This window comes from uncultured Aggregatibacter sp. (assembly GCF_901873365.1).
In the GTDB taxonomy this organism is placed as follows: Bacteria; Pseudomonadota; Gammaproteobacteria; order Enterobacterales; family Pasteurellaceae; genus Aggregatibacter.
In genome coordinates, this window is sequence record NZ_CABFLM010000091.1 from 1 (window position 1) to 7,598 (window position 7,598).

General features: G+C 45.0%; 5 protein-coding genes and 1 pseudogene. All 6 read right to left on the reverse strand.

The features are described 5' to 3' along the window. Nucleotides 1–522 (reverse strand): annotated as a pseudogene (locus QZ106_RS08085) (hypothetical protein); the annotation flags it as partial. Next, nucleotides 519–1,169 carry a CRISPR-associated protein Cas4 gene (gene cas4, locus QZ106_RS08090; protein WP_295976296.1) on the reverse strand — a complete coding sequence of 217 codons (651 nt, stop codon included), beginning with the start codon at nt 1,167–1,169 and terminating at the stop codon, nt 519–521. The gene cas4 and the pseudogene QZ106_RS08085, both read right to left, overlap by 4 nt. Nucleotides 1,170–1,181: 12 nt before the next feature. Beyond that, nucleotides 1,182–2,036, reverse strand: coding sequence for a type I-C CRISPR-associated protein Cas7/Csd2 (gene cas7c / locus QZ106_RS08095; RefSeq protein ID WP_295976297.1), 855 nt, complete (start codon nt 2,034–2,036; stop codon nt 1,182–1,184). A 21-nt stretch (nt 2,037–2,057) separates the two neighbouring features. After that, nucleotides 2,058–4,160, reverse strand: a complete 2,103-nt coding sequence (cas8c, locus tag QZ106_RS08100; protein WP_295976298.1) for a type I-C CRISPR-associated protein Cas8c/Csd1 — start codon at nt 4,158–4,160, stop codon at nt 2,058–2,060. Further along, entirely contained in the window at nt 4,157–4,894 is a 738-nt protein-coding gene (cas5c, locus tag QZ106_RS08105; RefSeq protein ID WP_295976300.1) for a type I-C CRISPR-associated protein Cas5c, read from the reverse strand. The genes cas8c and cas5c overlap by 4 nt, the downstream gene beginning before the upstream one ends. 7 nt (nt 4,895–4,901) lie before the next feature. Next, nucleotides 4,902–7,373, reverse strand: coding sequence for a CRISPR-associated helicase Cas3' (gene cas3 / locus QZ106_RS08110; protein WP_295976302.1), 2,472 nt, complete (start codon nt 7,371–7,373; stop codon nt 4,902–4,904). Between the last annotated feature and the right edge of the window lie 225 nt (nt 7,374–7,598).

The window sequence follows — 7,598 nt, forward strand, 5'->3', positions numbered from 1 at the left end:
CTTAACTTCCTTAACTTCCTTAACTTCCTTAACTTCCTTAACTTCCTTAACTTCCTTAACTTCCTTAACTTCCTTAATATGAATAATTTTTGTATCATCACCAAAAAATACACCTGGATTACTAATAATTTCTATAGAACTCTCATAATCTTTACCTAATGACTCATATAAAGCTAGCAAAATACACTTGTTCTCATCAGAGAGCAAAGGCATGACTACATTTTTTATTTTTCGCACCCTATTTTTTAAAATTTTAATTTTATTAACATGATCATTATCAAAGTGAGAAATGAATAAAATATCTATATCTTCATTTTTATCGAAACTATTTGAAATTACTTTATCAATACCTTTTGATACTGAACCACAATCATACACAACATTAAATTTACTATTTTCTGTTGAAAATGATTCACTATAAAATCCTCCCTGTCCTACAGGATAAAAAACTCTTTGCATTTTTATTTTCATAAAATCACCTACAATATGGTTATAATTAAGCTTATTTAAATATTCACTCAATTCCCAAACATCTCCTCAATATACCCCACACTCCTATCCAGTTTCCCCAGCAACGCCGGCTGGCAGATTTCCACCAACGAGCAGGCTTTGCAGCGTTTGCCGTAGTCGGGCGGCGGGGTTTGTCCGCTGTTTAGAAGTTCACGCACGGCGGCGATGGTGGCGAGTGTTTGGGCGCGCAGGTCGTCTGAAAACACGACGGGAACGCGGTGGCGGGTTTGCATATACCACAGCGCGCCCTCAGAGACGGTTTGCCCCGTCATTTCTTCCAAGCACAAGCCTTGGGCGCAAAGCTGGATTTCGTCCATTGGGTCGGGTTTGGGCTTGCCACGTTTGTATTCCACGGGTTTCAGACGACCTGTTTTCGTTTCCACTTCCACCAAATCCAACACGCCGCTGATGCCCAGTTTCTCCGCAGATACATGCACCGTCCGCTCAAAGCGCACGCCCTTGCGCGTTTCCGGTTCGCCCGAATCCACCCGCTCGTGCAGCGCCTTACCTTGCGCAGTCAAATAGTTCTCCGCCCACGCCTGCTCGTTGTGAATCAAGGCACATTGGCGAGGACAGAAGGCGTAGTGTTGCAGGGCGGAAAGGGGAATCAGGCGCGTGTCCTGATTTTCCCCTTGGGTTTTGGTTGAAAGTGCGGTCATTTTTTGAATATTTTAGAAGCCGTCGATTTCCTGCGGAGTTAAACCATCAAGGTTTTCCAGTTCGTAGCTGCCATCGGTATTCACTTTTAGGCTACCGTGCACTTTGGCGGAAGAGTATTGCCCTGCTTTGCTGTTGTGTTCCCACCAGATGAGTTTCAGCACCTGCATGCTGCCTTCGGGGCGGGCAGATGATGCGTCGCCTTCAAAGAGTTTGGTGAATACGGCTTTGATTTTTTTGGCATCGTCGTCTGAAAAGCCGGTGCGCTCGGCAAGCTGCGGCGACATTGCACCGAAGGCAACGTACACGCCGTTATCGACACGGTGTTTCATGCCCATACGTGCATTTTTTCCTTCCTTTTCATCACTATCGACGCTCTTCACAATTTGGTTGCTTGTAATACTAATGGGCGCAACGCTAAATGCAGATTGAATGGTTACCGGTCCTCGGATAGCGATTGAAACACCGCTTCCACCTTCATCCCCTTTGCCAAAAGCAAAAACTTGTCCGAATGCACGAACATCAAACCATTTCTGACAAGCCTGATTCTTGGTGTGATCTTTTTGCTTGTTTCCTTCAATTCCTTTTTTAACCTCAAAGGCTTTCTTACCTAAACCATATTCTTCTGATTCTGCACGACCTTTTAGACTAGTCATGCCGTCTGTTTTCTTTTCATCTGACTGCACGAAAATGCTTTCACCATTATCTTGTAGGCGGTCGCGAATTTTGCGTTTCAGGCACACATCAGTCATTTCACCATAATTTTGAAAATCGGCACGCGGGCGGTTGCCGTTTAGAGGGTCGCCGTTAGGGTTGGCGTTAGTTACTTTCAGAATTAAGGCAAAGTCGATTTTTTTAGTTAAAGACATTTTTCATTCTCCATAAAAAGATTAATTGGTTTCTGTTGGTTTGGCTTTGCTAGCTTTAGCTGCTTTACGTTTGGCAATTTCGCGGGCATTTTCCATTTTTTGGCAATGATAGCCCAAGAGAAATTCGCCACTTAATTTGTCATCACAAACATAATCATCCCTTTGGAAAAGCTCCATAATTTCACCAATAGCTTGCTTATAGAAATCTTTTCCTTGACTAGTTAGATAATTTTGATACGGCACCAATTTCTCACTTGCAAGGTTTCTCCATGTGCTATATGGCCTTTGTGCAAACTGTTGGAAATAACGTTCTGCGTTAGTCGCACGAGTAGGTGTTTTTTTGCCATTTTGTAAATATAAGGCATACCACTCCATGCTTTCTGCTTGTGCAATTAATCGGCCATACAAATAATCGCGCGAGCGGTTTTGGGTATCCAAACTCATAAGGTAAGTTCTCCGTTGTGATAAATCGTGATGACGGACGCGCCAGCCTTTGTATAGGGCACAGGCGACGCCGATGTTTCTTTGCCATTCCCAGTTTTCGCAGCCATTAGGGTTACAGGCTGCCTGAAAACTTTGGCGCACCAAATCTTCAGGAATCGGCACGGATGTTCCGCCTGCGATAACAGGCAGAAGTCGGGCATAAAGCTGTTTTTTGAGCGTATCGGACAGGGATTTGCCGTACACGGCTTCGGCAATGCTGTAAGGCGACGGGGGAACGAAAGCCCAAAGGGTTTTCTTTTTATCTGATTTTTTAGCGTTCGGTTGCTCAATACTGTAACGCTGATACCAAGAGAAATCGTCAATCCATGCATCCAAATTGGCAAAATAGTCGGCAGGCAGAAATTCTTGGTAATAAGTCAGTGCCATGCGCCCTGGCGTGGCAGAATCGAGCATAATCAGGGAGATTTGTTCGTGTGCTTTCAATTCTGCCTGATAGCCGTGCAGTTTCTTTTTGATAATTTGTGCAGCAGCACGCCCGATATTCACCGACCAATCGGGGGACGGCTGTTCAGATGATGTTTGCGATGAAAATTCATCAGGATTTTCAACCGCGCTTATGTCCCAGTTGTCCATATTCGCCCAATTCAGTTCGGCGGAAATGTCTTTCATCGGCGACAGAATAGGTTTGCCGCTGATTGCCCAGGCGACGGTAACTTGTTCATTATTTCGTGCAGTAGTTTGCCTATCGATCAACCACCTAAGTGCGGCATGAGCCTTATGCGATACTTCAGCCGAAATTGTTGTTGCTTGGTTAGCTTCTTCAAATCGACCTAAGTAGGTAAATCCTTCCTTATCATTGGAAGAAATCAATTTTGCTTTGTCGCCTGAATAAAGCAATTTTGCGGGATGACTTTCACGAATTTTCTGTTCATTCCCTGTTATTGTGCAAAATTGGCTTTTTAAAGTCTGTTGGTAATAATTTCCCCAACTTTTCTGGACTTCCTTATCCTTCCAGGTTTCAGGAACAAAATCACCAGGTATTTGCACTGACCAAACAACAAGGGCTTTTCGGATTTCAAATTTCCCTTGCTCCTTAGTTAAAACATTAAACAATTCAGGTTTTTGCTTGTCTTTGTTTTCCCTTTCAATCCAATTTGTCAGCAACTCGCCGTTATCATCTACGGGAATGACTTTTTCTTTTATCAAATCGGCTAATACCGTTCCCTTGTGAACATATTTTTGTATTGCCAATACCTTTTTGTTATCTATCGCTGCACACCATTTATCTAGCTGTTCTGCATACAGATTGAAAATCAAGTCTTCATGTTTGCTTTTTGTTTTTTTCTTTTTACCGTTTTTCCCTTCGATTTCTGTAATGACTTCTTTTTGATAAATCAGTCCCAAATCTTTTGCGATATATTGCAAGCTATCCGCCAAAGCATGGGGAGCCAAACCGCTTGTCCGTCCCTCTGAGCTTTCCGTTACGGGCAACATGATAATCGGTTTATCGGTTAAAACCCTAGCTCCAAGAAACTTTCCATCTCCATCCAAAGTAATTTGAATATGGGCAGTTTGCGGGCTGTACCATAATGGTGCTAGTTTTTCTTTTTCCGAATCCGATAAGTTTGGATTCTTCTCAATTTCGTTATACGTCCGATAAAGTTTCTGCATCCAGCTCATAATCCCAGCTCCTTGGCTTCATCTTCCACAGACTTGACATTTTCGCCGCGCTTGAACGGTTTTTCAGGCTGCATTTTTCGGATAAATCGGGTTTTCAGACGGCCTTCTGTATCGTTGACACTTGGAAATTCAATCATACCGTTTTGCATATTCGCCATCCAAAAGCGGCTGACCAATTCGAGCTTTCCAGTTTCTTCGGGATAGCCAAAACTGTGGAACATCAGGCCAAAATCCAAATTATCGATTTCATCGTAAAAGCCTGCTTTTCCATCTCGACTTGGGCTGCCAAACTCGCAAGGCTCGACATAGCCTTGGCAATCGCGCGTGCCGAGAAAAATATCCTGCCGCCCGCCGCGTTCCAACATTCTTCTAGCAATGGCGATATGTTTGCCGAAATTGCGGTCGCCTGCCAATTCTTCCCAATGCTCATTCCATTCAAAATGAGCTTCCACTTGGTATTCCACGTCCTGCAAAAAGGTGTAAATCGCCAAAGTGTTGCCGCCGTTCCAATCTAGCGGCTTGGTGGACTTGCTTTGGGTGCGGATGGGTTTCATCACACGGATGCGGTCGATATGCCAAATCAAGGTGGGTTTCCAATAAATACTTTTAACGATGCCTTTAATGGCTTCGTATGTCGGTACTTGGTAGCTGAATTTTTCGCCGCCGATTTTGGTAACGGGGTCGGTAAACAAGGCTTGCCGCCCCCATACGCGGAAACTGATTTTGCTGTCCATATTGCTCCTATAAGTCGTAAAAAGTCATTTCGCTTGTTTCATCCAAAGACAAACCGAATTCATCGTTGTAATAGCGTTCATTCAGATAATAAATGCCCGAGCCTTCAATGGTTTCATGCAGGGCGTTTTCTTTTTGCAATTTACCCCAAACGTTGGGGAAGACGTTCACACTGTAACGCTGGGCTTTTTGCAAAGTGCGGTGCATTTCTTTCGGATCCCATTCGCCACAGAGTTTGGCAATGAGTTCCGCGCCTTCGCCATACGGCACGATGACGGCATGGGTCGGCGCGTCTATGGCTTGGAAGGCACGCCCTGCACTTTTGAAGGATTGCATCAGCAGCGGCAACGGTTTGCTTCTTTTATTGTTTTTCTCGCCATAAGGATTTAGCGCGTTATTGCTCAACCAATCCAGCAGTGAACCTGTTGCGCTGTTTTTGACGGAATACGACATTTCATCGCTGCGCTGGTAAAAATAATATTCAAAATAACGCTCCATCGCGGCGGGTTGCAAAATGTCCTGTCCGGCAAAATCGCGAAACACGCGTTCGGCATGGGTTTTGCCTACCTGAATATCGGGTAATATCCGCGTAAAATCCTGTTCTTGCAAATTCAACACCCAAACCTGCCCTTTACCTTCTTTCTCGCCGTGCCGGTTGCAACGCCCCGCCGCCTGAGCAATGCTATCCAGCCCGCCCAAGGCGCGAATCACGCAAGCCATGGAAATATCCACACCGGCTTCAATCAACTGGGTGCTGATGCAGATAACGGGTTGTTTGTTTTTCAGACGAGCTTTGATGGTGTCAAAAATCGCTTTGCGGTGCGCCGCGCATTGGTTGGTACTTAAATGAAATATGGCTTCGGGTGGCACGTTCTGTCCCTTGCAATACTGATAAAGCTTCTGCGCCCATTTTTTAGTATTGACGATAAACAGGCAACTTGGGGGCGTCTGAGTCCGAAACTGTTCCAGTAAAAACGCGCCCGCCTCTGCCACATTCCAGCCACCTGCTTTTTCGTTGAATCGGATTTTTACGCGCGACAAATCAGCAAACAATTTGTCCAAATCCTGATGCTTGCCCATGATTTCGGTATTTGCAGGCTGCTTTAACAAACCTCGTGCAGCAATGCTTTCCCTTTTGCCTTCAGAGAAGTTCTGCAAGCCCGACTCGCCGAGCAAAGGCTGCGTCGCCGTGCACAAAACCGCCGTACTTTTGCCAAACGTCGTCAACCAGTTCAGTACATTGCAAAACAAATGTACGCATTTCACGGGCAGGGTTTGGATTTCGTCAAAAATCAAGACGCTATTTGTCATCGGGTGGATATGGCGCGCGCCGCGCGTACCACCACCGAACCATGCGTCCAAAAACTGCACCATAGTGGTAAACACAATAGGTTTATCCCAGTTTTCGGACAGCAGTTTGTCCTGCCAGCTTTGCTTTTCGGGTTCTAAATTGGAATGGTGTTCGAGCACCCAATCTTCGCCGAGAATTTCGCGCACGGCTTGGGCATTTTGATCAATGATGGAAGTATAGGGAATGATGTAGATAATGCGATCAAGATTATGCTTTTGCGCATGATGGAGGGCATAGCGCAGACTGGCCAATGTTTTGCCGCCACCGGTCGGCACAGTCAGCGTATAAATACCTTGAGAATCGGCTGCTCTTTTTAGGCAGTCGTCTGAAATTCGACGGCGGATTTCGTCAATGGGATAACGGTTTTCAAAACCTGCTAATTTGGCTTCCAATTTATCAATCGCCGATTGCCAATCTGGTTTTTCAGTCAAGCGACGGACTTTTTTCTGCGCCTCCCGCTCAAAATCCGAGCTGTTGATACGGTCAGCATCAATCAGGCAGCTAAACAGGAAACGGGTTAGGCAGCCGAGGTAAAACTCTTTGATTTTGTCGTTGCTTACTGGGTCGGAAAGAATCGGTTTCACCGCTTTGAGCAGACTGCGAATCAGGTTTTCTCCTGCCAATTCACGTGCTTTCTGTTGAACGGCTTCATCGGCATTTTGCTCGCATTCTATCAAATGCGTCAGTTCATCATCCTTTTCAAACCGCTTTTTCCAAACGGCGTTACCTTCGCCGTCCAAACAGTCAATCAAACCTTCGCCGTGGTGCGATGCAATGCACAACCCCAGCATTTGCCCGAACAATTCGCCGATGCCCTGCGCTGCACCGAATTTTCTTAATTCGCGGTAAACCCATTGCGCACCGGCGGTGGAATGGTCAATTTTTTTGCCATTGGGCAAAACATAATCATCTGCGTCGGGATTAATGCCGGTTACGCTTTTGATATATTCTTGGAAATCTTGGGAATATTTACCGAAATCATGCATGAGTCCGAGTAATTCACCAACCAAACCTAAATTCAGTTTTGCGGCAAGTTGCCCAGAGATAGTAGAGGTTTCTAGTAGGTGATCAATAAGTAATTGCTGTAATCCATCAAGTTTACGTACATGAGCAATTGCATCTTTAGCCATTAAGAATCTCCTTTTGCTCAAAATAATATCAAGAGCTTAAAAAAGGGTATCAAAAACTTTTTACGTGACCAAATACATAAACTTTATCTTGAGATATTCATCACATTTTATTTTCATAGCTTAGTCCCAAAACGCAGAAACCCCTGACGCTCTCACATCAGGGGTTCATACGAATAAACTTGGCGGTGACCTACTCTCACATGGGAATCTCCCACACTACCATCG

Coding starts and splice junctions, on each gene's coding strand:
- cas8c (WP_295976298.1), bottom strand. CDS start 4,160: ATGAGCTGGATGCAGAAACTTTATCGGACGTATAACGAAATTGAGAAG.
- cas5c (WP_295976300.1), bottom strand. CDS start 4,894: ATGGACAGCAAAATCAGTTTCCGCGTATGGGGGCGGCAAGCCTTGTTT.
- cas7c (WP_295976297.1), bottom strand. CDS start 2,036: ATGTCTTTAACTAAAAAAATCGACTTTGCCTTAATTCTGAAAGTAACT.
- cas3 (WP_295976302.1), bottom strand. CDS start 7,373: ATGGCTAAAGATGCAATTGCTCATGTACGTAAACTTGATGGATTACAG.
- cas4 (WP_295976296.1), bottom strand. CDS start 1,169: ATGACCGCACTTTCAACCAAAACCCAAGGGGAAAATCAGGACACGCGC.